Raw genomic sequence first — 26,799 nt, 5'->3', positions numbered from 1 at the left:
TCTTCCTGCGCTTATGCTGGCTACCGTCCTCATTCAGGAGCAGACCATGGATCCAGAAGACTCATTTCCCCAGCGCGTGTGGCAAATCGTGGCGGCAATACCCGAGGGTTTTGTGACGACCTATGGTGATGTTGCGCGTCTGGCGGGATCGCCACGGGCGGCGCGTCAGGTGGGAGGCGTGTTAAAGCGTCTGCCGGAGGGATCGACCCTTCCCTGGCACAGGGTGGTAAACCGACACGGGATTATCTCTTTGACCGGACCAGATCTTCAGCGTCAACGACAGGCGCTGCTTGCGGAAGGTGTACAGGTCTCGGGGAGCGGGAAAATCGATCTCCAGCATTATCGCTGGGTATTTTAAAACGCCCTCATCTTTCAGGATGAGGGCGTTGTCATTAGTACACGGTCGGAGCAGGAACAGCGGAGGACGGCGTAATTTGCGTTGGCGACGTTGAAGGAACCGTCGTTGCAGCACCATCATTAGACTGTAACGGCACGGCCGTCTGCGGAACCGGGACCAGCGTCAGGTCGACTTTGGTGCCGCCCTGATTGATAACCGGTTTTACGCCATCGGTAATAAATACCAGTTTGTCTTTAACCGTAATCGCCGCGCTTAACAGGATCCGGGCATTCGGCTGGATGTCCGCTGGGTTAAACGGCAGCACGTAGCTGTACGGCGGCTGTTTGCCGTCGGTACGAACCGCTTTCTGCGCAATGACTTTCGACGGCGCGTCTGACTGAGAAGCATCAGAAACGGTCACGGTGAGGACGGCGTCAGGCGGTAATGCCACTTTCTGACGGATCCATACCGTACCAGAAACATTCGGCTGCTTTATGACAGACGTTGAAGCTACACCAGAAGTATTTGGGTTGAGTGCTGGGGTCTGAATATCTGCACTTTTATCAGCACAGGCCGCCAGAGCAACCGCTACGGCAATACCACTTAACATGTGCACGACTTTCATTACGTTCTCCTTATACGCTATGCACTGCGAGATTGATTCCCACCAGATGAGTGGTTAACTGAAAGACAACGTGATTAAGTGTGGCACAAGTCACTTATTTTTGCCTGGAATCAGGCCGTTAATCAGATTTTTGAACCCATCGGACCACTTACTTTTCTGGGTTATAATGAACTGCACAGCCCGCTATTTACTTGAGGAAAGCTATGAGTCAGGCGTTAAGCAATTTGCTGACATTATTAAATCTGGAAAAAATTGAAGAAGGATTATTTCGCGGCCAGAGCGAAGATTTAGGCCTGCGTCAGGTTTTTGGCGGTCAGGTGGTGGGTCAGGCGCTTTATGCGGCAAAAGAGACCGTGCCGGAAGAACGGCTGGTGCACTCTTTTCACAGCTATTTTCTGCGCCCCGGCGACAGTCAGAAACCAATCGTTTATGACGTTGAGGTTTTACGCGATGGCAACAGCTTCAGCGCTCGCCGCGTGGCCGCTGTGCAAAACGGCAAGCCGATTTTTTATATGACGGCCTCATTTCAGGCTCCGGAATCGGGTTATGAACATCAGAAAACGATGCCGCCCGCGCCCGCACCTGATTCGCTGAAATCGGAAACCGATATCGCCCGCTCGCTGGCGCATTTGTTACCGCCACAGGTAAAAGATAAGTTTCTCAGTGATAAGCCGCTGGAGATCCGCCCGGTCGAGTTTCATAACCCGATGAAAGGCCACGTTGCCGAGCCCGCGCGTCAGGTGTGGATGCGAGCCAACGGTCCGATGCCGGAAGATTTACGCGTCCATCAGTATCTGCTGGGCTACGCCTCAGATTTTAACTTTTTACCGGTGGCGCTACAGCCACACGGCGTGGGCTTCCTGGAAAAAGGGATGCAGGTCGCGACTATCGACCACTCTATGTGGTTCCATCGTCCATTTAATATGAACGAGTGGCTGCTTTATAGCGTGGAAAGCACCTCCGCTTCCAGCGCACGCGGGTTTGTGCGCGGCGAGTTTTATACTCAGGACGGCGTGCTGGTCGCCTCAACCGTGCAGGAAGGGGTGATGCGTAACCGCGGTTAAAACAATAAGGCCCGGCATGATTGCTCTGCCGGGCCAGCGACTCAGTTTCGTTAATATCGATTACGCGTTATACGCATTCTCGCCGTGGCTGTTGACGTCCAGACCTTCGCGCTCCTGCTCTTCCGGTACGCGCAGTCCAACTGTCATATCAGCCAGTTTATAGCCGATGAAGGCCACTACTGCCGACCAGACAATCGTGATGCCAATGCTTTCCAGCTGTACCAGCACCTGATGCCCCATGGTCACGCCTTCCGCATAGCCAACGCCACCCAGCGACGTTGCCGCAAAAATCCCGGTCAGGATACAGCCGACAATGCCACACACGCCGTGAACGCCAAACACATCACACGGATCGTCAACGCGCAGCACGCGTTTGAGCATGGTAACGCCCCACAGTCCCGCCAGACCCGCCGCGATACCAACGATCAGCGCGCCGCCGACGCCGATGTAACCACAGGCAGGCGTGACGCCAACCAGTCCGGCAATGGCACCGGAACAGGCCCCCAGCAGGGAAGGTTTACCGCGGGTGATCCACTCGCCAAAGACCCACGCCAGGATAGCGGCCGCCGTGGCGACGACAGTATTCACAAAGGCCAGCGCCGCGATTTCGTTAGCCGCACTGGCTGAGCCAGCGTTAAAGCCAAACCAGCCGACATACAGGATAGCGGTGCCGGTGAAGACCATCGGCAGGTTGTGCGGTTTAAACGCTTCTTTGCCAAAGCCAACGCGTTTACCAATCAGATACGCGCCCACCAGCCCGGCAATGGCGGCGTTAATGTGAACGACCGTACCGCCTGCGAAATCCAGTGCGCCGTGGGTCGCCAGCAGACCGCCGCCCCAGACCATGTGCGCAATCGGGATATAGGAGAGCGTCAGCCAGACCACGACAAAAATCAGCACCGCAGAGAAGCGGATACGCTCCGCCAGCGCACCGACAATCAGACCAACGGTAATGCAGGCAAAAGAGCCCTGGAAGGCAACGTGGATATACTGATAGAAACTGCCCATCACCGCCGTCAGCTCGATGTTTTTCAGCATCACCCAATTGAAGTTACCGAAGAAGCTGTTGCCTTCGCCGAAGGCCAGCGAGTAGCCGTAAATCACCCACAGCACACAGACCAGCGCGAACGTTACCGTCACCTGCGTGAGCATGGAAAGCACGTTTTTACCGCGGATCAAACCGCCGTAAAACAGCGCAATGCCGGGGATGGTCATAAACAGCACCAGCGCCGTACAAATCATCATAAAGGCGTTGTCGGCTTTATCCGCCACCGCCGGTGCTGCCATGGCGAGACCTGGTAACAGCGCCACCATCCCCAGAGCCGTTTTGATCGTTGCTATCTTCATTGTCTTGTTCCCTATCACTGTGTGCCAGGAGTTAAAGTGCCGCTTCGTCGGCTTCGCCGGTACGAATACGAATAACGCGTTGCAGCTCGGCGACAAAAATCTTGCCGTCGCCAATTTTTCCGGTGTAGGCCGCTTTGCTGATGACGTCGATCACTTCATCCAGCTGATCGTCAGCGATAGCCACATCAATCTTCACTTTCGGCAGAAAGTTCACGCTATATTCTGCCCCGCGATAAAGTTCGGCATGCCCCTTTTGACGTCCGAAGCCTTTCACTTCGGTCACGGTAAGCCCCTGAATACCAATAGAAGAGAGCGCTTCACGCACGTCCTCGAGTTTAAATGGCTTAATTACCACTGTTACCAGCTTCATAGATCCCCTCCAGTCAGAATTCAGTTTTGGCCGCAGCTCACACGGATGAACAAAGCAAGTGGCGTGCCAGAAATGATTTTGTGTGGCGGAGCGCGGAGAATATGCAGGCAGAAAGTGTGACCGGGGCTCAGAGTGTGGCTGGTCAAAAAAAACGCACCATGCTGGTGCATGATGCGTTATGTTATTGCACCAGAAAATCCCGTCGCGAGCGAGATGCCTGAAAGTGGTGCGTCAGGCGCTCAGGGATTCGTTCTGGTTGTCGGACTGCAGTTCTTCTCCGGCAAGCTGGAGTTGATACATCTGCCAGTAACGTCCTTGCGCCGCCAGAAGCTGCTGATGCGTCCCGCGCTCCACCACCTGTCCACGATGCAGGACCATGATGGTGTCTGCATCAACAATCGTCGACAGGCGGTGAGCGATAACAATCAGCGTGGTCTGCTTGCGCACCGCCGCCAGCGCCAGCTGGATCGCCCGTTCCGTGCCGGAGTCGATATTGGCCGTGGCTTCGTCAAGGATCAGGATTTGCGGGGTATCAATCAGCACACGCGCCAGCGCCAGAAGCTGTTTTTGCCCGACCGACAAATTATTCCCCTGCTCGCCCAGCGGCGTGTGGATACCGTCACTCATCCCGCGCGCCAGCTCCGCAAGCTGGACCGTCTCCAGCGCCTGCCACACCTGTTCTTCACTGATGGCCCGGCCAAGGGTGACGTTGGTGAGGAACGAATCCGCCAGCACCACCGGATCCTGCTGGACCATCGCTACGCCGTGGCGCAACGTCGAGTGGCTCAGCGAGGCCAGCGGCCGCCCGTCGAGACGGATCTCGCCTTGCGTGAGCGGATAGTTACCCATCAACAGGCTGGCAAGGGTGCTTTTGCCGCTGCCGGTATGCCCGACCAGCGCAATAAAGCTGCGCGAAGGGATGTGCAGGTTAATATCCTGCAACACCAGTCGGTCCTGATGATAGGCAAAAGAGACATTCTCAATATCAATGGTTCCGCTGCGCAATGGCTGGTCATCACCGCCGTAATCCTGGCGAGGACGGTCCATCAATTCGAAAACGCGCTCGCCAGCAACTACCGCCTGCTGGAGCATTGACTGCTGGGTCGTCAGCTCAATCAGCGGTTCGTTGAGCCTTCCCAGATAGCTAATGAACGCATACAGCACCCCGACCTCAATAGTGCCGACGGAGGTAAAGCCGAACAGCATCAGTAATCCGCACAGGACCAGCGCGGAGAACAGGCTGAGCAGCGGACGTAGTAAAAAGCCGTCCAGCTTCAGGGTTTGCATGCGCGCCTGATAGTGCGCATAGCTGGCTTCACGCATCCGCTCGCCAAAACGCGCCTGCTGGCGGAACTGCTGGATCACGCTCATGCCGTTGATGACTTCATTAAAACCGTCGTTGATTTCAGCAAGCCAGGCGCGTACTCGTCTGACAATCGGCGTGCTGTAGCGCTGATAAATCAGCATCACAATGATCACCGCCGGGAAGATGGTGATGGCCACCAGCGCCATCCGCCAGTCGAGGCTGAACATAGCCACCAGCATCGCCCCGACCAGCGCCGCACTGCGTAGTACCGTGGCGACGACGGTGACGTAGAGATCGCGGATCACTTCAGTATCATTCGTAACGCGTGAAATCAGCTCACCGACAGGCTGGGTATCAAAGGCGCTGAGCGGCTGGCGCAGCGCCGCATCCATCACATCCGTGCGTAATTGCTGAACCACGCCCACCGCTGCCCGGTTGAACAATAGCGACTGGGCATAGTGCAGCCCGGCGGCCAGCAACTGAAGGCCAATATAGGCCGCTGCCAGGCCGCAAATCGGCCCCAGCGGTAGCGTGCGTTTTGCGACCATATTGTCGATAAAATAGCTGATCAGCAGCGGACCGCTGACTTCCGCAATGGCCGCGACCCACAGCATTCCGACGGCCAGTGCCAGCGGTTTACGCCAGGGCGAGCCATATTTCAGCAGACGTTTGAGCGTGGGCCATAACTGGCCAAAACTACGCATTGGTGGCCTCCTCCGGCTCGTCGTCCAGCGCCGCTTCAAGCTGCTGATAGCGGTACATATCGCGATACCAGCCTGGCTGGGCGGCAAGCGTTTCATGCTCGCCGCGCTGGCTGATATGCCCGTGCTGCATAACGATAATCTCATCCGCCTCGGTCAGGGCAGAGAGGCGATGCGCGCTGATAATCACGGTACGCCCCTCGCCCCACTGGCGAAGGTTATGCAAAATTTGATGTTCGGTGCGACCATCGACCGCCGAAAGCGCATCGTCGAGGATCAGGATCTCCGCATTGACCAGCAGCGCCCGCGCGATGGAAAGGCGCTGTTTTTGTCCGCCGGAAAGCATCACCCCGCGCTCGCCCACTTCCGTCTCATATCCCTGGGGCAAACGCAGGATATCCTCGTGGACGCTGGCAAGGCGCGCCACCTGCTCAATCTCCTCCTGTGTAGCCCCCGGTTTGCCCAGCGCAATATTGCTGGCAACGGTATCGGAAAACAGGAACGGCGTCTGATTGACGATAGCCAGACGGCTGCGCCAGTTATCGATTTGCAGGTGAGGGAGCGGAATATCGTGGAAGCGGATCTCACCGCTATCGACGTCAAAGTGCCGCTGGATCAGCGCCAGCACCGTACTTTTGCCCGCGCCGGTCGGCCCACAAATTCCCAGCATTTTCCCTGGTTTTAGCGTGAAGTTGACATTGTTAAGCGTAGGATGCGCCGCATGCGGCCAGCGGAACGCCGCGATAGCCACCTCCAGCGTGCCGCGCTCCGGCTGCAGGGTTTCGGTTCCGTCGTTGACCACTGGCGCTTCAGAGAGCATGGCGCGGATACGACTGTAGGCGGCGCTGCCGCGTTCAACGATGTTAAACATCCACGCCAGCGCCAGCATCGGCCAAATCATCAGCCCGAGATACATAACGAAACTGGTCAACTCGCCAAGGGTTAAGGTGTTGTTGATCACCATCCAGCTCCCGCCGCCAATCGCCAGCAGGTTTGCCGTGCCAATCGCAATGTAGATGGTGGGATCGAAACGCGCGTCAATGCGGGCAACGCGCAGGTTTTTCGCCCCGGTATCGGCAGCGTCGGCAGCAAACAGCGCCGACTGGCGATCTTCCAGGCCAAAGGCTTTGATCATGCGGATGCTGGTCATGCTTTCCTGGGTGCGGTCGTTCAGCGATGAAAACGCCGCCTGTGCCAGTTTGAAACGCTCATGCAGTTGATCGCCGTTGCGCTTGATCATCATTGCCATCACCGGCATCGGCACCAGCGCCAGCAACGTTAGCTGCCAGCTAATTTGCGTGGACATGACGATCAGCACCGCGCAGCCCATCACCAGCGAATCGACCAGGGTTAATACCCCTTCCCCGGCGGCAAAAACCACGCGATCGACATCGTTAGTCGCACGGGCAATTAAGTCGCCGGTACGGTGGCGCAGGTAAAACTCAGGATGCTGGCGGCTGAGCTGGCGGTAATAATCTTCGCGCAGCTCAATCGCGAGCTGGTAGGACGCACCGAACAGCAGCACGCGCCAGACGTAGCGCAGCAGATACACCACTACCGCAATCAGCGCCATCAGCCCTAGCCACTGAAGCACCTGGGTGGCGCTATAGTGCCGCTGGGTGACGCCGTCGACGATGATGCCCACCACTTTGGGCGGGATCAGTTGCAGAATAGCAATAATGATAAGCAGAGCTACTGCCCCGAGATAGCGTCGCCACTCCCGGCGGAAGTACCAGCTTAGTTGAGCAAATAATCGCACGCGATAAAATCCTGAATTCCCGATTGGCCCGACGATAACGCCGGGAAATTAGTCGATGGGGAGCGCCGTCGTATGTTTGATTTGCTCCATCGCAAAGCTTGATGTGACGTCAGATAAGCCTGGCACGCGGCTCACCAGCCGTTTATAAAAATCATCGTAGCGTTTCATGTCGGCGACCTGCACCTGCATCAGATAGTCATACTCCCCTGCCATGCGCCAGACACCCAGCACCTCCGGCAGTTCGGTGACCACCTTCACCAGTTGGTTATACCACTCACTGCTGTGATGCTGGGTTTTGATGAGGACGAAGGCGGTCAGTCCCAGCCCGAGCTTTTCCGCATCCAGCAGCGCCACTTTGCCGAGCAGCACTTTGTCATCTTCCAGCTTTTTCAGCCGCTTCCAGCACGGGGTGGTGGTCAGATTAACGGCATCCGCCAGCGCCTGCAAAGACAGGGTGCAGTCCTGCTGAAGCAGTGAAAGCAGTTTACGGTCAATTTTATCTAACACTGTCCTCTCCCGGAGAATAAATTTCTCTTTCAATTGTAATTTAAAGGTTAAATAGCAACAATTTTTTCCGTGCGATTCGCTAATCTGGGCACAAAATGACAAACGGAAAACCACCATGAACCGCACCTGGGTAAATCATGCCATCAGTGAAATTAATGCTGACTATCAGCGCTCCGCCGACACGCATCTTATTCGTCTGACGCTACCGGGATTTACCGGCATCCCACTCTATCTGAAAGATGAAAGTACCCATCCGACCGGCAGCCTGAAACACCGTCTGGCGCGATCGCTGTTTCTTTACGGCTTGTGCAACGGCTGGATCCAGGAGGGGACGCCGATCATCGAAGCCTCTTCAGGTTCAACGGCAGTATCGGAAGCCTACTTCGCCCGCCTGCTGGGGCTGCCGTTTATTGCCGTGATGCCTGCCTGCACCGCCAGACGTAAGATCGAACAAATCGAATTTTATGGTGGCCGCTGTCACTTTGTGGAAAGCGCCTGCGAGATTTACGCCGCCTCTGAAACGCTGGCCCGCGAGCTGAACGGTCACTATATGGATCAGTTCACCTTTGCCGAGCGCGCAACGGACTGGCGCGGCAATAATAATATTGCCGACAGTATCTTTCGCCAGATGCAGAACGAACCGCATCCGGTGCCGTCGTTTATCGTGATGAGCGCCGGCACCGGCGGCACATCCGCCACTATTGGCCGCTATATTCGCTGTCAGGGTTATAACACCCGCTTAGCGGTCGTCGACCCGCAAAACTCCGTGTTTATGGACTACTGGCAGACCCGCGATGCCAGCCTGCGCAGCACGGTCGGCAGCAAGATTGAGGGTATTGGTCGCCCGCGCGTGGAGCCGTCATTTATCCCCGACGTGGTGGATGAGATGCTGCGCGTACCGGATGCCGCCAGCGTCGCCACCGCGCAGTGGCTGGAAACGCAGCTTGGCCGCAAAGTCGGGGCCTCCACCGGCACGAACATGTGGGGGGCATTACAACTGGCTGCCAGAATGCGCGAGGAGGGACGCCAGGGGGCTATCGTCACGCTGCTCTGCGACAGTGGCGAGCGCTATCTGGAGACCTATTACAATCCGCAGTGGGTCACGGAAAATATTGGCGATGTGACGCCGTGGAAGGCGGAAATCGCGCGGCTGGTTGAATAACGACTGATTAACGCGATATCGTAGAGTATGTATGCCAACGCTTCAATGGCACAGAGCTATGATATCGCGTAACGATTTTGCAAAGATAATATGACAGGCTGAATATCGCCATCCGACTGCATTATCCGTTTCAATGCGCACCAGCGGCGTGAAGCTTCCCGGCGCGTATACCATCTGGACGCGGTTATGCGGTGTATGCATCGTCGTCAGCCTGTCGCCCTCCCAGCCATACCATGTCTCATAAGGCCTGCGCGACAGCTCCGTCCGCGTTTCGCTCCAGTGGACCGGCTCGCGTTTCCATACCCGTTTACCCACCCAGCGGGTCGTAGATATAACGTCCCTCCGCCTGCGTCTCTCCATACTGAGTGCGCACATAGTGCTCCAGCCAGTGCTGGCTGTCATAGTCATACCGGTGTGTCTGCTCGTCGTTCATCCGGATGGCATCCTCCGGGATCCCTTGGCTTCCTTCCCGTTACATAGCCGCTCCATAAATGTCAGATTATCTGGTTTAAATCGGTTCGCTAATTCCCTATTCACTATATGACTACTGCTTTTCATGCTGCCATAATAGTACCCCCATTTGCGGGTCACTCAGCGTCTGCCGCTCTATTTTTTGCCTTTATCGATCGCCTTTGCTTTTCGCATTGCCCATTCACCGATGCCAAATACCACCCCCCAAAATAGACCATCTTTAATGGATTTTAAAAAAACATTGCGAAAATCAAAATTGAATTCTCCTGTTTTTAACCCAACCAAGGCGGTTATACCAAATCGTACCAGATAAAATACAACTGTTAACACTATAAAATACCTTATTATAAAAACCATAATAAATTTAAAAGGATTTCGCTCAGCATCCATTTTATTACTCTTACTCATTGAGATTCTCATTCGCTGTACTTGTGGCCATTTCAGTTATCACTGCCCCAGTTGCTGTAGTAGTGGTGCCATTAGCTACTGTTCCAACAACTTTCCCTGCCCCAAAGCCGATAACTGAACCAAAGACCGTTGCAACAGCACCTTCCTTCGTCTGAGTTGCTCCCTTAATCATATTACTGATTGAATATCCGACAAAATTTATACCTATTGTGGCTAACAGACCACGGCCTTCGGTTAGAATCCCTGCATTCGTTGCCATATATACATCACTAAAACTAAAATTCCCACCATTCCATATTTGATTTAAAGCATTAGCTCCACCAGTTAAAGCACCAGACATGGCGAAAGCAGGGGAGGAACATGCAGCCAGAGATACGGAAGCATATAAAGCGGAACCGTATACCCAACCTTGAATATACTTATCCATGGGATCATATATTCCACGCATATTTGAAAAATTGTCTAAAGCTTTTGCTCTTTCTTCATCTGACAGGTTCGGGACGAACCCAACATTTGCACCCTGCATAGTATTATAAAAATTAGCCCCAAACATCATTTGTGGCGTTACATCAGCCAGCCCCAAAGGATCTATATGCTCAACAGGATTGAGTGGGTACGTATAAGGATTTAATCCCCCTTCCAGCCCAATCGGATCCTGCGTGATATACCGCCTCAGCCCCGGATTATAGTAACGGTGCCGGTTGTAATACAGCCCCGACTCCTCATCATACTGCTGTCCCGGCAGCCGTATCAGCTGCTCCAGGTGCGCCGGATTCTCCTCACCCAGCAGGTTTCCCCACTCGTCATACTCCGCACGCCACGCCACCGTATTGTCCGGGCTAATCAGCGCCAGCGGCAGACCACGGTGGTCGCAGTGGTAAAGGTGGATTTTCCTCTCCGGTTCATGCCGTGGCTCCAGCTGACCCGCCATCCGCTCCGGTGTCAGCCCGCACTGCGCAAGCCATGCCCGGCTCTCCTCACTCACCGCATTCTGTCTCAATTCTCCCTCCAGCCGGTCCAGCATCTGTACCAGCATCGCCGGGAACTGCATGACCTGGCCGTCCCCGCTCCCCTCCTGCTGAAGCTTCTCCGCCAGGCTGCGGTACTTCGCCTTCGCCAGTCCGGCATTATCCGTTTCGATGCGCACCAGCGGCGTGAAGCTCCCCGGCGCGTACACCGTCTGGATGCGGCTCTCTTGTTTCTGCACCGTCACCAGCCTGTCGCACTCCCAGCCGTACCACGTCACGTCCGGCGTTTTCGTCAGCGCCATATACCCCGCCAGGCTGCGTTCGCGCCGCCACATCCGCTTACTGATGCGCCGGCCCGACGGGTCGTACACATACCGGCTTTCCGCCTGCGTCTCCCCGTACTGCGTGCGCACATAGTGCACCAGCCGGTGCCGGCTGTCATAGTCATACCGGTGCGTCCGCTCGTCGTTCATCCGGATAACGCCCTCCGGGATACGGTCGGTTTTCTCTGTCAGTCTCCCGTAACGGTCATACCGGTACAGGTACTGCGCATCCTCCGTGATGCGGTTATCCGCCCATACCGTGCTGCGGCTCTGCGGATAAAACTCCGGGTCCGGCAGCCAGTTCCCTGCCGGGTCCGTGGCATACGGCAGGGTAATGTCCAGCCCGGTACTGGTGGTATGCACCAGACGGTGCTGGGTGTCATAACGATAATGGTGTATTTTCTCATTCTCGCTGCAAAAACGATATAACATTCACCAATTACTCAATAATTTACATTACTTCATTTGCTATAACTTTTGTTTATGGTTTTAATTCTAAAATCTTTTTTTGAGATTATATAAATAATTTGCTCCATACCTCCACCACGGGTTTCTTCCAGATGAGATTTACAATAGAATGAAATTTTAATATTTTCATCATCATCCTGTATTATGGTATTAAATGAACCCCAGTTTGTATGCTCTCTAAAATGTGAAAAAGCAACATACATAGTTTTTGTTTGTATTTCATTTAAAAAAACAACTTTCTCACTCATACATCTTAACGGAATTAGAAAAATAAATGTAAAAATAAAATATTTCATTTCATTCCCTCAACTTTTCCAGTTTCAGGGGTAAACTTATAATATTTATTATTTGGAGTCCCCAAATAGCCAGTATAATTTGGATTACCTATGCCATCACTTGCAATCCCAGAAATATCTTGCGGTGAAAAATGTAAAGAGTCATATGCATCATTTTGAGGTGATACTGGATTCCCGTTTAGATCAGAGTAAAAGCCATGTGTGTGATAATCACCAACCTTAGTCGAGCCAAAAGGACAAGAGCTATTTGACGGAGAAAAACCAGCCAAGCTTCCCTGCTTAGCTTCAGTTGCAATATATTTATTATTAGAGGTTTTACAAACTAACCCACCATACTCTCTATTTTCTATAATTGATGTGCTATTACACATTTTTATGGCAAAAAGCGCAGCTTCATCTTGACTATTAAATTTATAGATTGGTATATCAGATAAGGTTAAACCTAATGGATCTATATTTACTATCGGGTTCAGGGGGTACGTATAAAGATTCCATCCCCCCTCCAGCCCAATCGGATCCTGCGTGATATACCTTCCCTGTCCCGGATTATAGTACCGGTGCCGGTTGTAATACAGCCCCGACTCCTCATCATACTGCTGTCCCGGCAGCCTTATCAGCTGCTCCAGGTGTTCGGGGTTCTCCTCAACCAGCAGGTTTCCCCACTCGTCATATTCCGCACGCCACGCCACCGTATTGTCCGGGTTAATCAGCGCCAGCGGCAGACCACGGTGGTCGCAGTGGTAAAGGTGCAGCTTCCTCTCCGGCTCATGCCGTGGCTCCAGCTGCGCCGCCATCTGCTCCGGCGTCAGCCCGCACTGCGCAAGCCATGCCCGGCTCTCTTCGCTCACCGCGTTGCGCCTGAGCTCGCCCTCCAGCCGGTCCAGCATCTGCACCAGCACTGCCGGGAACACCACGTCCTGGCCGTCCCCGCTCCCCTCCTGCTGAAGCTTCTCCGCCAGGCTGCGGTGCTTCGCCTTCGCCAGCTCTGCACTGTCCGTTTCGATGCGCACCAGCGGCGTGAAGCTCCCCGGCACGTACACCGTCTGGATGCGGCTCTGCTGTGTCTGGATGGTCGTCAGCCTGTCCCCCTCCCAGCCGTACCATGTCACGTCCGGCGTTTTCGTCAGCGCCATATACCCCGCCAGGCTGCGTTCGCGCCGCCACATCCGCTTACTGATGCGCCGGCCCGACGGGTCGTACACATACCGGCTTTCCACCTGCGTCTCCCCGTACTGCGTGCGCACATAACGGACCAGCCGGTGCTGGCTGTCGTATTCATACCGGTGCGTCCGCTCGTCGTGCATCCGGATGGCCGAAGCGGTTGTACTCATACCGCGTCTCGTATCCTGAACAGTCGGTGAACGTGAGCAACTGGCCGTAAGAACTCCAGGTCATCTGCTTCCGGCTGCCGGTGGCGTCCTGCATGGCAGAAGGCCGCTCACTCCGCAGGTCGGCATAAAAATACCGCGTTGTCCCGCCCGTGCGCGACGTCTCCGCCGTCAGCCTGCCCCTGTCATCATACTCCCGGCTGCTGCGTAACCCGTCCGGATAAATGACGGATGTCAGCTGTCCGCCCTGATAGTAAAACTGCGTCTTTCTGCCGTCCGGGCCGGTCACCGACGAAACGGTGCCGTTCGCCACATTCAGCCAGTACGTTGTCTTTCTCCCGGCGGCATCCGTCTGCGCCATCAGGCGTCCCGCCGGGTCAAATTCACTGTGCGTCACGCTGCCGTCGGCTGACACCTTCATCACCACCCGTTTCAGGCCACCTTCACCTTTCGTGTGCAGTATCTCCCGACGGTTCAGGCTGTCGGTGATGGTGACGCGGTTCTTCTCATACCGGTAGCGGTAACTCAGCCCTTCCGGGTTTAACTGCTCCGTGACGCGTCCCGCCTCATCATAGCGGTAGCGCATCTGTGGCCTGCCCGCGTGGCGGTGCGCGGTCATTCGCCCCGGATGCTGCGGGTTATACTCAAAGTGACGCACCGCCACGCCGCCACGGTCGTACACCGCCAGCAGTTCCCCGCGCGGCGTGTAGTCATAGCGCGCCAGCGGCGTGGCGGGCAACGCATCCGGGTACTCAGGGTCAGCCACCAGCCACACCTGCGACAGGCGGATACCATTATCCCGGCCGTATTCCGTATAAGGCGGCAGAGATACCGGAAAAGGGGAGGCGGCGGCCATGATGGTACCGGAAGCGGCCTTTGCCGCCTCCGCCCGCTGCGCCTGTGTGGTCAGCACCAGCCGGAAACGGCGGCCTGCGCCATCGGTTATCCGCCGGCATTTTCCAGCCGGGACCCAGTATCCCGACCGGAGCAGGTGTTTTCGTGCGGTAGCTGCTGTAGGCGCGGGTAAGCACAAACGGCAGCGGGCCGGGCAGCGCGATATCCGTCTCCCCCGGCAGCACCTTCGCCCCCAGCAGCGGGTTCACCGGGTTGCCCGAGGTCATCCCGCCCGGACATACTGAGCAGGCCACGCCCGTCGGTGCCCCAATCATGACGCCCGCCGAACCCTGAACTATCGGGCCACCGTACCGGGTCATGTCGCCCATCCGTGCCGCTGGTTTTCCGCTCATCGTCAAATCCCTCTGTTAAAAATACTGCACGAAAGGAGACTACTATTCAGCGAGAGAGGAAAGTAAGATACAGAACAGGACAAAGCGATTTTAGGAAAATATTTATATTCACAAAATCAATAAAAAAAGCCAGGCACACGGCCTGGCTTGCTGGAAAAAATCTTGCTATTCGGGGGAATAAGGAAGATGTGGAGTATCCAGCCAGTGAGCCAAAAAATGGGATACCGCCTGCGTCTGGCAGTCTCCTATAACCGTTAAATGGGGCAGACCATCGATAAGCTGGGGCATGGCGTTGCCCATAATCAGCCCGCGCCCGACGCTGGAGAGCATTTCGCTGTCGTTCATCGCGTCGCCAAATGCCATGCACTCCTGCATTGAAATGCCGAGATGCTGAGTTAGCGAGGTAAGCGCCGCGCCTTTATTACATCCCACCGGCAGAACCTCCAGGCAGTAAAGCGCAGAGAAACAGAGATGGGCGCGGTCGCCCAGCGCTTCCTGAAGCTGAATTTGCAGACGGCAAAGATCGTCATGCTCGCCGCAAAAACAGATTTTCGTCACCTCATCACTCGCCACGCGCTGTAGATCGCGGATCTGATAACGGAAGCCGCTAAAGGCGTGCGCCTGAAGCAGGAGCGGGACCTCTTTGTCCGTAAACCAGCCGTCGTCATTGAAGATGTGCATACTGGCATCGGTCTGCCACTTGCCGTGCAGAACAGCTTCAGCCACGTCGGGAGCCAGATCCTGCTGGTGAAGCAGATCTCCTTCAAGAGAGTGGATCCGCGTTCCGTTACCGGTGATCAGAAAGGCATCCAGCGCCAGTTCGCCAATCACATGGCGCATTTCCAGCGCGTGACGACCGGTGGCAAACGTCAGCGTAATATCGCGATCGCGCAGGCGTTTCAGGGTCGTCAGCGTTTGATCTCCCAGACGATGGTCCGGCATTAATAATGTGCCGTCCATATCAAATGCAGCCAGTTTGACCATGAATTTCTCCGCTAAGTGATGCAATTCTCTTGCTCTGAAGTATCCACTGAGATATACGGAAGTAATAGTGAATAGTTGATGAATATTGTTCCGGGTTTTTATGCGACTGCTTAATCGACTGAATCAGTATCAGCGCCTGTGGCAACCTTCGGATGGTGAGCCGCAGGAAGTCACCATTACCGAACTGGCCGCCCGCTGTTTTTGCAGCGATCGGCATATGCGCACGCTATTGCGCCAGGCACAGGAGGCGGGCTGGCTGCGCTGGGAAGCCCGTTCGGGACGGGGGAAGCGCGGCATGCTGACGTTTTTGATTTCTCCGGTGACGCTGCGCAATGAGATGATGGAGCAGGCACTCAATAAAGGCCAGCAGCACAACGCGCTTGAACTGGCCCAGCTGGCACCGATTGAACTGCGGGCGCTGTTACACCCTTTTCTCGGCGGTCAGTGGCAAAACAATACGCCTACCCTGCGCATTCCTTATTACCGGCCGCTTGAGCCGCTGCATCCGGGCTTTTTATCCGGCCGCGCAGAGCAGCATCTGGCGGAGCAGGTGTTCTCCGGGCTGACCCGCTTTTCACAGGATTCGACGCAGCCACAGGGCGATCTTGCTCATCACTGGGAAGTTTCAGACGACGGGCTGTGCTGGCAATTTTATATCCGCTCTACGCTCTACTGGCACAATGGCGACGCGGTTACCACCGGGCAACTTCAGGCGCGTTTGCAGATGCTGTTAACGCTGCCTGCCCTGCGCAGGCTATTTGCCAGCGTCAGCCGTATTGAGATGACTCACGCGCAATGCCTGACCTTCATTCTTGATCGTCCGGATTACTGGCTGGCGCACCGGCTTGCCAGCTATTGCAGCGTGCTGGCTCATCCGGAACATCCGGCGGTAGGCACCGGGCCGTTTTGCCTGAAAATCTTCGAGCCGGAACTGGTGCGGCTGGAAAACCACGACCGCTATCACCTGACGCATCCCCTGCTGAAGGCCATCGAATACTGGATCACGCCGCAGCTTTTTGAGCAGGATCTGGGGACCAGCTGTCGTCATCCGGTGCAAATTGCCATCGGGGATCCTGAAGAGTTGAGCCAGCTCAGGCTGGTCAGCAATAGTATCAGCCTCGGCTTTTGCTACCTTGCCCTGCGCCAGAGCGAGCGATTAACCCGGCCACAGGCGCAGCGGGTGATCGACCTGATCCACCGCACTGCCCTACTGCAAACGCTGCCGCTGGATGAGGGGCTGATTACCCCCAGTCATGAACTTTTGCCCGGCTGGGCGATTCCGGAAGGTTCAGCACATAACGACACGCCGCTGCCATCAACCTTAACGCTGCTTTACCATCTTCCCGTTGAACTGCATACCATGGCGCAACAGCTTAAAGCCGCGATGGCAGCGCAGGGCTGTCAGTTGACGCTGATTTTTTATGATGCGAAAAACTGGGAGGGATGTGCCGACCTGACGCGCGCAGACATCATTATGGGCGACAGGCTGATTGGCGAGTCGGCGGAATACACGCTTGAACAGTGGCTGCGCTGCGATCCGCTGTGGCCTGCGCTGCTCAGTGACGAACACTTCAGCCAGTTGAAAGCGACGCTGGATCAGGTGCAGCGGCATCCAGACGCACCGCAGCGATCTGCCGCACTGGAGCGGGTTTTCGCCGCCCTGATGTCGCAGGCTATTCTGACGCCGCTGTTTAATTATCACTATCGGGTCAGCGCGCCGCCGGGCGTAAACGGCATTCGCCTCAACACCCGCGGCTGGTTTGATTTTTGTTCGGCATGGCTTCCGGCTTCAATACGGTGAAGAAGCTGGTCGTCGTGGCCCGCAGACGTTACCATAGCTTTTTTATGTTATGAGCGGGAAAAGTAATGAAACGCGCCGTTGTGGTTTTTAGCGGAGGACAGGATTCCACCACCTGCCTGATTCAGGCTTTGCATCAGTATGACGAGGTTCATTGCGTCACGTTTGATTATGGTCAGCGCCATCGGGCAGAGATTGATGTGGCATGCGAACTGGCGCTCAAGCTGGGCGCGCGAGCGCATAAAGTGCTGGATGTGACCTTGCTGAATGAACTGGCGGTCAGCAGCCTGACCCGCGACAGCATTCCTGTGCCGGATTATGAACCCGACGCAAACGGCATTCCCAATACCTTCGTGCCGGGGCGCAATATTTTGTTTTTAACGCTGGCGGCGATTTACGCCTACCAGGTGAAAGCGGAAGCGGTGATCACCGGCGTGTGTGAGACCGACTTCTCCGGCTACCCGGATTGCCGTGATGAATTTGTAAAGGCGCTTAATCACGCGGTCAGTCTGGGAATGGCGAAAGATATTCGCTTTGAAACGCCGCTAATGTGGCTGGATAAAGCCGAGACCTGGGCGCTGGCCGATTACTGGGGCAAGCTGGATCTGGTGCGCAGTGAAACGCTGACCTGCTATAACGGTATTAAGGGCGATGGCTGTGGTCAGTGCGCCGCCTGTAACCTGCGCGCCAACGGGCTAAAGCACTATCTGGCGGACTCGAAGGCGGTGAAAGCGGCAATGCAGGAAAAAACCGGGCTGGCGTGAGTTATGCCGGGTGGCGCTGCGCTTACCCGGCCTACTGTTTAATCATACCTTGTGAATCAATTGCTTGCGCCAAATCGTAGGGCCGGTAAGGCGAAGCCGCCACCGGGCATTTCCGGCACGGTGACGGCGTTAGTCCGCCTTCCCTTCTCCCGGCATCATCGCTTCAAGTTTCTCCCGCAGTTCTCCCTCCAGCGCCAGCGCTTTCTGGGTTTTCAGGTCGATACAAACAAAAGTGATTAACGCGTCGGCAACGACCTGCCCTTCTGGCTCAAGCGTTACTACCTGACTTAGCACGCCGCTCTTGCCGTTAAGCTGCTGTAACTGGCTGGTGATGGTGAGCAGATCGCTCAACACCGCCGGACGGCGGTAGTTGATATTAATATTGACCACCACAAAAGCGATGTTGTGCGCGGTCATCCACTGAAAACTGTCGCTGTTTTCCAGCCCGTCCCAGCGCGCCTCTTCCAGAAACTCCAGGTAGCGGGCGTTGTTCACGTGCTGATAGACGTCGAGGTGAAAGCCCCGGACTTTGATTTGAGTCTGCATAGCGCGATAACCTTTATTGTTGTAATAAGAGACAGAGGCCACACCACTGGTATGACCTCTTTAGTCTGGCAAAAATTTGCCGCCGTGCAACTCTTCAGATGAAATTTATAGCGTCAGGTGCGCAAGGTTACGTTCCACCAGCGAGCTGCCCATCCCCGGAACCTGCTGCAAATCCTCAAGCGACTTAAAGGGACCATACTCTTCACGGTAGCTGACGATCGCCTGCGCTTTCTTCAACCCTACCCCGTTCATCGCCTGAGCCAGCTCCTCAGCCGAGGCCGTGTTAACGTTCACCCTGGTGCCTTCATCATCGCTGGCCTTCGCCGCATCAACTGCTTTAGCGTGCGCGGCTGGTTTTGCCTCAGATGCGGTTTGCGTCGCCTGGGCTTTTGTCGCAGGTTGTGCAGCCAGCCCCTGAAAGCTGATCCCGGCACAGGTCAGTGCGACGGTGATGAGCGCTATTTTGATTCCACTTTTCATGCTGTTATCTCCTTGTTTGTTGACAGCGAAGCCACGATAGCGGGATGCAAAACAGGAAACAAATGGCGAATTTCAAAAATGGAAAAGGCCGCGAAAGCGGCCTTTGGTTATTGCAACGAGTTGCAAAATTGTGGAAGCAAGCTCGTTATTGTTGCTGCTCGACGATATCGCCGTATTTGATTTTGGCCTGTTTACGCAGATTGCTCATCAGCGCTTCAAAGGCGATTTGCGCATTGTTACGGGTGATCCCCTGTACCATCGCTTTTTTCTGCTCATCTGGCATGGTTCCGGCTTTAATTTCATCCAGCGCCAGCAGTACGACGTTACCCTGCATGTCGTTGGCAATGCCGTAGGACAGTTTGCCCTCAGCCGGCAGCGCCAGCGTGAACGCGGCCTGGCTTACCGGATCCTGACCTGTACGGGTCAGCGTTTTCGCTTCCCCAAAGTTCAGACCCGCAGTTTTCATCGCCTCATCGCCTTTACCCGTTTGCAGGGCAGCCAGCAGTTTCTCGGCATCCAGCTTCGCCTGCTGCGTCGCTTTCTCACGTTTGACGTTCGCAGCTACCAGCTCTTTCACGTCTGCCAGCGGCTTAACGGCTTCAGCTTTGTGCTCGCTCACGCGGATCACAAAAGCACGGTCGCCATCAACGGTGATGATGTCAGAGTTGCTACCCGGCGTGCCGTTCTGCCCGACCAGCGCGCCACTGAAAATCGCGTCGGAGACAGGTTTGAAGTTCAGCTCTTCCGGCAGGCTGTTACGGTCAAACCAGCCGGTTTCAACCGCTTTTACACCTGCCGCCTGCTCTGCACCCGCTAATGACTCGTTGTCATTGCTGGCGGCTTCGCTGACTTTCTGTTGCAGGGCAAAGTACGCATCCAGCGCTTTTTCCTGTTTCACTTTCGCGGCGATGTCATCATGCGCTTCCGCCAGCGGTTTTACTTTCGCAGGCTGAGTGTCATCGAGACGGGCCACCAGGAAACCTACGGAGGATTTAATGACCCCGGAGATCTGGCCTTTTTCTTTCAGGCCCGCGTCTTTCAGTTCCGGCAGGGTACCCGCATCGTCCATCCAGCCAATATCACCGCCGTTGCGGGCAGAGATGATATCGGTGGATTTTTCTTTCGCCACGGTGGCGAAATCCGCCCCTTTGTTCAGCTCATCCAGTACCGCCTTCGCATCAGCTTCGGTTTTGGTCTGGATCACGCTGTAGCGGTTACGCGCGGACTGGGTAAACAGATCCTGATGCTCATCGTAGTACGCCTGAATTTCTTCGTCAGACGCGTTCTGCTGCATCGATGCTGCGTCCATTTTGATGTAGCTTACGCGGAACTGCTCAGGCGAGACGAACTGACCTTTATTCTGCGCGTAGGCCGCCTGAATCTCTGCATCGCTGGCCTGCTGTTTCGCTGCCAGCGCATTCACGTCGATAGTCGCTTCACGGACCACTCGCTGCTGAGAGACCAGCGCCGCCAGTTCATCCGTTTCACCCGGCAGCATAAAATCGGTGCCAACCACGGCATTAATCAATTGCTGAGTCACCAGTTGATTACGCAGCGCCTGCGCGTATTGATCGGCCGTCATCCCCATACGGTTCACCAGCTCGTTATAGCGGGTGTTATCGAACTTGCCGTTGTTCTGGAAAGCCTGGGTTGCGAAAATGGCTTTTTTAACCTGATCGTCACTGATGCCGAGGCCCAGTTCGCGGGCATACTGGTCGAGCAACGCTTCATCAATCAAACGAGTCAGCACCTGCTGGCGCATCTGTTTGATGTAATTTTCATTAGACGCCAGCTCAGAGTATTGATCGCCCATCTGCTGCTGCATCCGGTTACGCTCGCTGGCAACCGCATTTTCAAACTGCTGGCGACCAATCTCCTGGCCATTCACTTTTGCGGCGTAATTATTGTTACCGCCAATCAGGTAGCTGCTCACGCCGGTCAAAATGAACGACACGATAATGATACCGAAAATAATCTTGAGTACGAGGCTGTTAGCCGCCGTACGTAAGTTGTCCATCATGGTGTAACAACGCTCCGCTGTAGATGACTTTATACGTCGCGCAGCATAGCACGAACCCTGCGCGTAAGGGGGTATTGTGACAAGAAAACGGGGCGGTTGTCAGCAGCAAAAGCAGAAATCCCTCATCACAAATAAAAAAGGCACATCAAATGATGCGCCCTCATACTGTGTCACATCCCTTACGGGAGACGATCAGTTAACTGCGTCTTTCAGCGCTTTACCCGCGCGAAAACCCGGGACTTTAGCGGCAGCGATGGTGATCTCTTTACCTGTTTGCGGGTTGCGACCAGTACGGGCAGCACGCTCTTTCACAGCAAAAGTACCAAAACCCACCAGTGCAACGTCATCTCCGGCTTGCAGAGATTCAGTAACAGAAGCAATTAAAGCATCTAACGCACGTCCAGCCGCAGCTTTAGAGATATCAGCCCCTGCAGCAATTTTATCTATCAGTTGAGATTTATTCACTGTTCTCTTCCTCTCTTTATAATTTATATCGTACATGAATCCTTCATCGTACGACCGCGCAGCAGTTATAACAGGACTGACATGCCCTTACAACACTCGTTACCTATGGCGTGTCAGCCCAGCAATCTAAATTAGCTATACAAAAAAAGGCTGGCAAGTCCGAATTGGCCTGCCAGCCCTATTTTTATTAGCGCTCTTTGCGCAAGGTCACTATTTTGCGCTTACGACCTGCATTCCTGACGGTTCATTTTGCAATGCGAGACTCAGAACTTCCTCAATCCGCTTCACAGGATGAATCTCCAGGTCGGCAATCACGTTGTCCGGGATCTCTTCCAGATCGCGTTTATTCTCGTAAGGAATAAGGACCGTTTTGATCCCGCCGCGATGTGCTGCCAGCAGTTTCTCTTTCAGCCCGCCGATCGGCAGGACCAGACCACGCAGCGTAATTTCACCGGTCATAGCGACATCGGCGCGTACCGGGTTGCCGGTTAAGCAAGATACCAGCGCGGTACACATGGCAATACCGGCGCTCGGACCATCCTTCGGCGTTGCCCCTTCCGGAACGTGAACGTGAATATCCCGTTTTTCGTGGAAGTCGCCGTTGATGCCCAGCTTCTCCGCACGCGCACGGACCACGGTCAGCGCAGCCTGGATGGATTCCTGCATAACTTCACCCAGCGAGCCGGTGTAGGTCAGCTTGCCTTTACCTGGCACACAGGCAGTCTCGATAGTCAGCAGATCGCCGCCCACTTCGGTCCACGCCAGACCGGTAACCTGCCCCACGCGGTTTTCGTTGTCCGCACGGCCATAGTCAAAGCGCTGTACGCCAAGGAAATCTTTCAGGTTATCGCCAGTGATTTCGATGTGTTTGAGCGTTTTGTCGAGCAGCAGTTGTTTTACCGCTTTACGGCACAGTTTGGAGATTTCACGCTCAAGGTTACGCACGCCAGCTTCGCGGGTGTAGTAACGGATGATGCCGGTGATCGCGCTATCGTCTACGGTGATCTCGCTGCTTTTCAGCGCGTTACGCTCGATTTGCTTCGGCAGCAGGTGCTGTTTAGCAATGTTCAGCTTCTCATCTTCGGTATAACCGGACAGACGGATCACTTCCATACGATCCAGCAGCGGAGCCGGAATGTTCATGGAGTTAGAGGTCGCCACAAACATGACATCGCTGAGATCGTAATCCACTTCCAGATAGTGATCGCTAAACGCCACGTTCTGCTCAGGATCCAGTACCTCAAGCAGCGCAGAGGCCGGATCGCCGCGCATGTCGGACGACATTTTGTCGATCTCATCGAGCAGGAACAGCGGGTTTTTGACCCCGACTTTCGCCATTTTCTGAATCAGTTTGCCCGGCATCGAACCGATATAGGTACGACGGTGACCGCGAATTTCCGCTTCGTCACGCACGCCGCCCAGCGCCATACGGATGTATTTACGCCCGGTGGCTCTGGCAATGGACTGCCCCAGCGAGGTTTTACCCACCCCCGGCGGCCCTACCAGACACAGGATCGGCCCTTTCAGCTTGTTCATACGGCTTTGTACCGCGAGGTACTCAAGGATACGGTCTTTGACGCGCTCCAGGCCGTAATGGTCGGTATCGAGGATCTCCTGCGCCTGACGCAGGTCTTTTTTGACCTTGCTACGCGCGTTCCACGGCACCTGCACCATCCAGTCGATATAACCGCGAACCACGGTCGCTTCGGCTGACATCGGCGACATCATCTTCAGCTTTTGCAGTTCAGCTTCGGTTTTTTCTTTTGCCTCTTTCGGCATTTTCGCGGCATCGATTTTACGTTTCAGCGCTTCGTTTTCATCTGGCGCATCATCCATCTCGCCGAGTTCTTTCTGAATGGCTTTCATTTGCTCATTCAGATAATACTCACGCTGCGATTTTTCCATCTGCTTTTTGACGCGGTTGCGAATACGTTTCTCAACCTGCAACAGATCGATTTCGGACTCCATCATCGCCATCAGATATTCAAGACGCTCGTTGATGTCGGCCATCTCAAGTACGGATTGTTTGTCTGCCAGTTTTAACGGCATATGCGCGGCGATGGTGTCCGCCAGGCGTGCGGGATCGTCAATACTGTTTAACGAGGTCAGCACTTCCGGGGGAATTTTTTTGTTCAGTTTGATATAGCCTTCAAACTGACCAATCGCGGTGCGTACCAGCACTTCCTGCTCGCGCTCGTCCATCGCTGGCGATTCCAGATACTCCGCTTTCGCAGAGAAATGTTCGCCATCGTCAGACAACGCGCTAATACGCGCACGCTGCAACCCTTCTACCAGCACTTTTACGGTGCCGTCAGGGAGTTTCAGCATCTGCAAAATAGAGGCCACGGTCCCGACGGTGAAAAGATCGTTTACACCCGGCTCATCCGTTGACGCTTCTTTCTGCGCCACCAGCATGATTTTTTTGTCATGATCCATAGCGGCTTCAAGGCAACGGATAGATTTTTCCCGCCCTACAAATAAGGGTATGACCATGTGCGGATAAACCACCACATCGCGCAACGGCAATACGGGGATTTCAATGCGTTCAGAACGCTCAGGATTCATAGAGCTCTCTCTTAGTTTAGTGTCCGCCAGGTAAACAGATAGCACTGTACTTCATGCATCTTTAACATGTGATTCAGTATATGGGGATGATTCCCATACATTCAACGCTATGTTTAAAGGAAAAATAAAAGGGGAGATAAAATCCCCCCTTTTTGATTAACTGATTGTATGAACTGGCTAATTATTCGCCAGATGCCTGCTGTGCTTCGGAGGTGCCGTAGATCAGCAGCGGTTTGGTTTGCTCGGTGATGACCGACTCGTCGATGACCACTTTTTCGACTTCTTCCTGGGACGGAAGGTCGTACATGGTATCCAGCAGCGCGGCTTCAACGATGGAACGCAGACCACGGGCACCGGTTTTACGCGCCATTGCTTTTTTGGCAATTGCATCCAGCGCTTCGTCGCGGAACTCGAGTTCTACGCCTTCCAGATTAAACAGCGCCTGATACTGCTTGGTCAGGGCGTTTTTCGGCTCTTTCAGGATCTGAATCAGCGCTTCTTCGCTCAGTTCGCTCAGGGTGGCAACCACCGGCAGACGACCGATGAACTCAGGGATCAGACCAAATTTGATCAAATCTTCCGGTTCAACCTGCGCCAGCAACTCGCCTTCGCTCGCTTTATCAGACAGCGCTTTCACCGTGGCACCAAAACCAATGCCGGAGCCGGTTTCTACGCGGTGAGCAATGACTTTATCCAGACCGGCAAAGGCACCGCCACAGATAAACAGGATTTTAGAGGTATCAACCTGCAAAAATTCCTGCTGCGGATGTTTACGTCCGCCCTGCGGCGGAACGGCCGCTACCGTCCCTTCGATCAGTTTCAACAGCGCCTGCTGCACCCCTTCCCCGGACACGTCGCGGGTGATAGACGGGTTATCAGACTTGCGGGAGATTTTATCAATCTCATCGATATAGACGATGCCGCGCTGGGCTTTCTGTACGTCGTAATCGCACTTCTGTAGCAGTTTCTGGATAATGTTTTCGACGTCTTCACCCACATAACCCGCTTCGGTCAGGGTGGTAGCATCGGCCATCGTGAACGGAACGTCCAGCAGACGCGCCAGCGTTTCCGCCAGCAGGGTTTTACCGGAACCGGTCGGGCCAATCAGCAAAATGTTACTTTTGCCCAGCTCAACGCCGTTGCTGGTATCGCCATTGCGCAGGCGCTTGTAGTGGTTATAAACCGCAACCGCCAGGACTTTTTTCGCCTGCTCCTGACCGATAACATAATCGTCCAGGTGATGACGGATTTCGTGCGGCGACGGCAGTGCGCTACGTTCGCGATGCGGTGCCACTTCTTTGATCTCTTCGCGAATGATGTCATTACATAAGTCGACACATTCGTCGCAGATATACACGGACGGTCCGGCAATCAGTTTACGCACTTCATGCTGGCTTTTGCCGCAAAAAGAGCAGTACAACAGTTTGCCCGATCCATCTTTGCGTTTATCTGTCATGAGTAAAAACCTCTTTTTAAGTTCTTTGTGCCGCACATCACGACGCAAATGCCATTCTTAAGCGCAAGCCGCTTCGCAAGCGTTGTGCCGCCGTACCTATAGTATAGCGGCACACTTACTGCCTGGGCATCAATTACGTTGGGTCAGGATAGAGTCTACCAGACCATATTCTACGGATTCTGTAGCAGACAGGAAACGATCGCGCTCGGTGTCGCGTTCGATCTGCTCAAGAGATTGACCCGTGTGGTGTGCCATAAGTTCATTCATGCGACCTTTCACTTTCAGGATCTCGCGAGCATGAATTTCGATATCCGTCGCCTGGCCCTGATAGCCGCCCAGCGGCTGGTGGATCATCACGCGTGAGTTCGGCAGGCAGAAACGCTTGCCTTTCGCCCCTGCGGTCAGCAGGAAAGCACCCATTGACGCCGCCTGCCCCATACAGATGGTGCTGACGTCCGGCTTGATGAACTGCATGGTGTCATAGATTGACATCCCGGCAGTGATTACCCCGCCTGGCGAGTTAATGTACAGATAAATATCTTTTTCCGGGTTTTCCGCTTCCAGAAAGAGCATCTGCGCCACAATCAGGTTAGCCATATGGTCTTCGACCTGGCCGGTCATGAAAATGACGCGTTCCTTGAGCAGACGGGAGTAAATATCAAAAGAACGCTCACCACGTGAGGTCTGCTCAATGACCATGGGCACCAGGGCCATGTGCGGTGCAAAATTGTCTCGTTCGCCACTGTATGACATTTCCGTCTCCTGGATAATAATTGAAAAAAGCGCTGTACTGATGGTTACCACGTAGACGGATTATACACTTCTTCATCCTTCAGGCTGCCCTTCGTTGGCCGCCTCTTACTAAACGCATTAACGCTATTTCGGTATATCAGTCAGAAACTTTACGACCGTCTCCCCGTTATGGGTACGACATCACTCTATTTCAAGCATAACAATCTTTTGCTGTTACGCTAACACTGAAATAGCGTTTTGGCACTCTTTCAGAGCATTAACGGCAGCAAAAAAAACCCGCC

The 26,799-nt window shown here is 54.6% G+C and carries 21 protein-coding genes and 3 pseudogenes; 5 read left to right on the top strand and 19 right to left on the bottom strand.

The genetic code is table 11. The features are described from left to right. Positions 1-46: 46 nt before the first annotated feature. On the top strand, positions 47-358 hold the full coding sequence (locus INT84_RS00900; protein WP_194205260.1) for an MGMT family protein: 312 nt from the start codon (positions 47-49) through the stop codon (positions 356-358). Between the two features lie 34 nt (positions 359-392). Here INT84_RS00900 and INT84_RS00895 read toward each other — a convergent pair whose 3' ends face one another. Beyond that, positions 393-962: a YbaY family lipoprotein gene (locus INT84_RS00895; RefSeq protein WP_176917444.1), complete on the bottom strand. Its 570-nt coding sequence runs from the start codon at positions 960-962 to the stop codon at positions 393-395. Positions 963-1,165: 203 nt separating this feature from the next. On the opposite strand from INT84_RS00895, the gene tesB reads away from it, so the two are divergent. Next, positions 1,166-2,026, top strand: coding sequence for an acyl-CoA thioesterase II (gene tesB, locus INT84_RS00890; protein ID WP_176917443.1), 861 nt, complete (start codon positions 1,166-1,168; stop codon positions 2,024-2,026). A 60-nt stretch (positions 2,027-2,086) separates the two neighbouring features. Here tesB and amtB read toward each other — a convergent pair whose 3' ends face one another. From amtB to INT84_RS00865, 5 genes are all read right to left on the bottom strand, one after another. After that, entirely contained in the window at positions 2,087-3,373 is a 1,287-nt protein-coding gene (gene amtB / locus INT84_RS00885) for an ammonium transporter AmtB (RefSeq protein ID WP_194205259.1), read from the bottom strand. A gap of 31 nt (positions 3,374-3,404) precedes the next feature. Next, positions 3,405-3,743 (bottom strand): P-II family nitrogen regulator, encoded by a 339-nt coding sequence (glnK, locus tag INT84_RS00880; protein ID WP_002891893.1) that lies wholly within the window; start codon positions 3,741-3,743, stop codon positions 3,405-3,407. Positions 3,744-3,974: 231 nt separating this feature from the next. Next, the gene (locus INT84_RS00875) at positions 3,975-5,753 is read right to left on the bottom strand and encodes a SmdB family multidrug efflux ABC transporter permease/ATP-binding protein (RefSeq protein ID WP_194205258.1); all 1,779 of its coding nucleotides are present in this window, start codon (positions 5,751-5,753) and stop codon (positions 3,975-3,977) included. Next, positions 5,746-7,509 carry a SmdA family multidrug ABC transporter permease/ATP-binding protein gene (locus INT84_RS00870; protein ID WP_194205257.1) on the bottom strand — a complete coding sequence of 588 codons (1,764 nt, stop codon included), beginning with the start codon at positions 7,507-7,509 and terminating at the stop codon, positions 5,746-5,748. Before INT84_RS00870 ends, INT84_RS00875 begins: the two co-directional genes overlap by 8 nt. A 48-nt stretch (positions 7,510-7,557) precedes the next feature. Next, a complete protein-coding gene (locus tag INT84_RS00865; RefSeq protein WP_176917439.1) occupies positions 7,558-8,016 on the bottom strand; it encodes an Lrp/AsnC family transcriptional regulator in 459 nt (152 codons plus the stop codon). Between the two features lie 115 nt (positions 8,017-8,131). On the opposite strand from INT84_RS00865, the gene INT84_RS00860 reads away from it, so the two are divergent. Next, the gene (locus INT84_RS00860; protein ID WP_194205256.1) at positions 8,132-9,178 is read left to right on the top strand and encodes a PLP-dependent cysteine synthase family protein; all 1,047 of its coding nucleotides are present in this window, start codon (positions 8,132-8,134) and stop codon (positions 9,176-9,178) included. 117 nt (positions 9,179-9,295) lie between these two features. Here INT84_RS00860 and INT84_RS00855 read toward each other — a convergent pair. From INT84_RS00855 to cof, 6 genes and pseudogenes are all read right to left on the bottom strand, one after another. Beyond that, positions 9,296-9,647 (bottom strand): annotated as a pseudogene (locus INT84_RS00855) (hypothetical protein); the annotation flags it as partial. Between the two features lie 137 nt (positions 9,648-9,784). Continuing rightward, positions 9,785-10,057, bottom strand: coding sequence for a hypothetical protein (locus tag INT84_RS00850; RefSeq protein WP_194205255.1), 273 nt, complete (start codon positions 10,055-10,057; stop codon positions 9,785-9,787). Further along, a pseudogene (locus tag INT84_RS00845) lies at positions 10,050-11,738 on the bottom strand (RHS repeat-associated core domain-containing protein); the annotation flags it as partial. The gene INT84_RS00850 and the pseudogene INT84_RS00845, both read right to left, overlap by 8 nt. 71 nt (positions 11,739-11,809) lie before the next feature. Then, the gene (locus tag INT84_RS00840) at positions 11,810-12,112 is read right to left on the bottom strand and encodes a hypothetical protein (protein ID WP_194205254.1); all 303 of its coding nucleotides are present in this window, start codon (positions 12,110-12,112) and stop codon (positions 11,810-11,812) included. After that, positions 12,109-14,564, bottom strand: a pseudogene (locus INT84_RS24395) (RHS repeat-associated core domain-containing protein); the annotation flags it as partial. The pseudogene INT84_RS24395 and the gene INT84_RS00840, both read right to left, overlap by 4 nt. Positions 14,565-14,852: 288 nt before the next feature. Next, positions 14,853-15,671, bottom strand: coding sequence for an HMP-PP phosphatase (cof, locus tag INT84_RS00830; protein ID WP_194205253.1), 819 nt, complete (start codon positions 15,669-15,671; stop codon positions 14,853-14,855). A 100-nt stretch (positions 15,672-15,771) separates the two neighbouring features. Here cof and INT84_RS00825 point away from each other — a divergent pair, with 100 nt between their 5' ends. Beyond that, entirely contained in the window at positions 15,772-17,472 is a 1,701-nt protein-coding gene (locus INT84_RS00825; protein WP_194205252.1) for an SgrR family transcriptional regulator, read from the top strand. Between the two features lie 65 nt (positions 17,473-17,537). Then, on the top strand, positions 17,538-18,233 hold the full coding sequence (gene queC, locus INT84_RS00820; RefSeq protein WP_194205251.1) for a 7-cyano-7-deazaguanine synthase QueC: 696 nt from the start codon (positions 17,538-17,540) through the stop codon (positions 18,231-18,233). Positions 18,234-18,362: 129 nt separating this feature from the next. Here the strand turns inward: queC and fadM are convergent, their stop codons facing one another. The 7 genes from fadM to clpP all read right to left on the bottom strand — a co-directional run bounded on the left by fadM (position 18,363) and on the right by clpP (position 26,518). Next, positions 18,363-18,779: a long-chain acyl-CoA thioesterase FadM gene (gene fadM / locus INT84_RS00815; RefSeq protein ID WP_194205250.1), complete on the bottom strand. Its 417-nt coding sequence runs from the start codon at positions 18,777-18,779 to the stop codon at positions 18,363-18,365. A gap of 105 nt (positions 18,780-18,884) precedes the next feature. Then, positions 18,885-19,259 (bottom strand): helix-hairpin-helix domain-containing protein, encoded by a 375-nt coding sequence (locus tag INT84_RS00810; RefSeq protein ID WP_194205249.1) that lies wholly within the window; start codon positions 19,257-19,259, stop codon positions 18,885-18,887. Between the two features lie 145 nt (positions 19,260-19,404). Beyond that, positions 19,405-21,279: a peptidylprolyl isomerase gene (gene ppiD, locus INT84_RS00805; protein WP_194205248.1), complete on the bottom strand. Its 1,875-nt coding sequence runs from the start codon at positions 21,277-21,279 to the stop codon at positions 19,405-19,407. Positions 21,280-21,471: 192 nt separating this feature from the next. Then, on the bottom strand, positions 21,472-21,744 hold the full coding sequence (gene hupB, locus INT84_RS00800) for a nucleoid-associated protein HU-beta (protein WP_002444653.1): 273 nt from the start codon (positions 21,742-21,744) through the stop codon (positions 21,472-21,474). Positions 21,745-21,954: 210 nt separating this feature from the next. Then, a complete protein-coding gene (gene lon, locus INT84_RS00795) occupies positions 21,955-24,309 on the bottom strand; it encodes an endopeptidase La (RefSeq protein ID WP_176917431.1) in 2,355 nt (784 codons plus the stop codon). A gap of 181 nt (positions 24,310-24,490) precedes the next feature. Beyond that, positions 24,491-25,765: an ATP-dependent protease ATP-binding subunit ClpX gene (clpX, locus tag INT84_RS00790; RefSeq protein ID WP_176916771.1), complete on the bottom strand. Its 1,275-nt coding sequence runs from the start codon at positions 25,763-25,765 to the stop codon at positions 24,491-24,493. Positions 25,766-25,894: 129 nt separating this feature from the next. Continuing rightward, positions 25,895-26,518, bottom strand: coding sequence for an ATP-dependent Clp endopeptidase proteolytic subunit ClpP (gene clpP, locus INT84_RS00785; RefSeq protein WP_176916772.1), 624 nt, complete (start codon positions 26,516-26,518; stop codon positions 25,895-25,897). Positions 26,519-26,799 lie beyond the last annotated feature (281 nt).

Origin of the sequence: Superficieibacter sp. 1612_C1 (assembly GCF_015234305.1) — a bacterium.
Lineage (GTDB): Bacteria > Pseudomonadota > Gammaproteobacteria > Enterobacterales > Enterobacteriaceae > Superficieibacter.
This window is presented reverse-complemented; position numbering and strand designations above follow the sequence as displayed.

Bases quoted from the DNA above. Each gene is read 5' to 3' on its own strand.
- clpX (WP_176916771.1), bottom strand. From the start codon at position 25,765: ATGACAGATAAACGCAAAGATGGATCGGGCAAACTGTTGTACTGCTCT.
- INT84_RS00900 (WP_194205260.1), top strand. From the start codon at position 47: ATGGATCCAGAAGACTCATTTCCCCAGCGCGTGTGGCAAATCGTGGCG.
- ppiD (WP_194205248.1), bottom strand. From the start codon at position 21,279: ATGATGGACAACTTACGTACGGCGGCTAACAGCCTCGTACTCAAGATT.
- fadM (WP_194205250.1), bottom strand. From the start codon at position 18,779: ATGCAGACTCAAATCAAAGTCCGGGGCTTTCACCTCGACGTCTATCAG.
- queC (WP_194205251.1), top strand. From the start codon at position 17,538: ATGAAACGCGCCGTTGTGGTTTTTAGCGGAGGACAGGATTCCACCACC.
- INT84_RS00895 (WP_176917444.1), bottom strand. From the start codon at position 962: ATGAAAGTCGTGCACATGTTAAGTGGTATTGCCGTAGCGGTTGCTCTG.
- lon (WP_176917431.1), bottom strand. From the start codon at position 24,309: ATGAATCCTGAGCGTTCTGAACGCATTGAAATCCCCGTATTGCCGTTG.
- INT84_RS00840 (WP_194205254.1), bottom strand. From the start codon at position 12,112: ATGAAATATTTTATTTTTACATTTATTTTTCTAATTCCGTTAAGATGT.
- INT84_RS00825 (WP_194205252.1), top strand. From the start codon at position 15,772: ATGCGACTGCTTAATCGACTGAATCAGTATCAGCGCCTGTGGCAACCT.
- INT84_RS00850 (WP_194205255.1), bottom strand. From the start codon at position 10,057: ATGAGTAAGAGTAATAAAATGGATGCTGAGCGAAATCCTTTTAAATTT.
- INT84_RS00810 (WP_194205249.1), bottom strand. From the start codon at position 19,259: ATGAAAAGTGGAATCAAAATAGCGCTCATCACCGTCGCACTGACCTGT.
- cof (WP_194205253.1), bottom strand. From the start codon at position 15,671: ATGGTCAAACTGGCTGCATTTGATATGGACGGCACATTATTAATGCCG.
- amtB (WP_194205259.1), bottom strand. From the start codon at position 3,373: ATGAAGATAGCAACGATCAAAACGGCTCTGGGGATGGTGGCGCTGTTA.
- INT84_RS00875 (WP_194205258.1), bottom strand. From the start codon at position 5,753: ATGCGTAGTTTTGGCCAGTTATGGCCCACGCTCAAACGTCTGCTGAAA.
- INT84_RS00860 (WP_194205256.1), top strand. From the start codon at position 8,132: ATGAACCGCACCTGGGTAAATCATGCCATCAGTGAAATTAATGCTGAC.
- clpP (WP_176916772.1), bottom strand. From the start codon at position 26,518: ATGTCATACAGTGGCGAACGAGACAATTTTGCACCGCACATGGCCCTG.
- tesB (WP_176917443.1), top strand. From the start codon at position 1,166: ATGAGTCAGGCGTTAAGCAATTTGCTGACATTATTAAATCTGGAAAAA.
- glnK (WP_002891893.1), bottom strand. From the start codon at position 3,743: ATGAAGCTGGTAACAGTGGTAATTAAGCCATTTAAACTCGAGGACGTG.